The organism is Psychrobacter sp. 1U2 (assembly GCF_051847575.1).
In genome coordinates this window covers 1-791 of sequence record NZ_JBPYDC010000880.1, presented here as the reverse complement: position 1 = coordinate 791, position 791 = coordinate 1, and the positions used below count along the sequence as shown (strand labels likewise).

At 44.0% G+C, this 791-nt stretch carries 1 protein-coding gene; it reads left to right on the top strand.

The genetic code is table 11. The features are described from left to right. A partial coding sequence (locus ACS8FD_RS19305) for a cytochrome b (protein ID WP_439277049.1) occupies window positions 1–791 on the top strand: 791 nt, incomplete at both ends.

The window sequence follows — 791 nt, the reverse complement described above, 5'->3', positions numbered from 1 at the left end:
GTGGACGCACGCTTTCCTGCGACCGAAACCTATGAATACCACATGTCAAAGTACTATGCGCCAAAGAATTTTAACTTTTGGTACTTTTTTGGCGTATTGTCAATGGTGGTATTGGTCAACCAATTGGTGACCGGTATTTGGCTTACGATGATGTACAACCCAAGTGCTGAAGGCGCGTTTGCGTCTGTTGAATATATCATGCGTGATGTGAAAGGCGGTTGGCTTATTCGCTATATGCATTCGACTGGTGCTTCAGCCTTCTTCGTTGTAGTCTACTTGCATATGTTCCGTGCCTTGCTTTATGGTTCATACCAAAAGCCTCGTGAGCTTATTTGGCTGATCGGGATGGGGATTTATTTGGCGTTGATGGCTGAAGGTTTCTTCGGTTACCTACTGCCTTGGGGCAACATGTCATTTTGGGGTGCACAGGTTATCTTAAACCTTCCTGCCGCGCTTCCTGTGATTGGTGATGGCCTTGCTGAATGGGTTCGTGGTGATTATATTATCTCAGGTATCACGTTAAACCGTTTCTTTGCGCTACACGTCGTTGCTATTCCTCTAGTACTTGTGGGATTAGTCTTTATGCATATCGTTGCCTTGCATCATGTGGGTTCAAACAACCCAGACGGTATCGATATTAAAAAGCTTAAAGATAAAAATGGTGTACCATTAGATGGTATTGAGTTCCATCCTTATTACACCGTGCATGACATGATCGGTATTGTTGTCTTCTTTATCTGTTTCTTTGCTGTAGTGTTCTTTTTCCCAGAAGGCGGCGGTTTCTTCCTAGA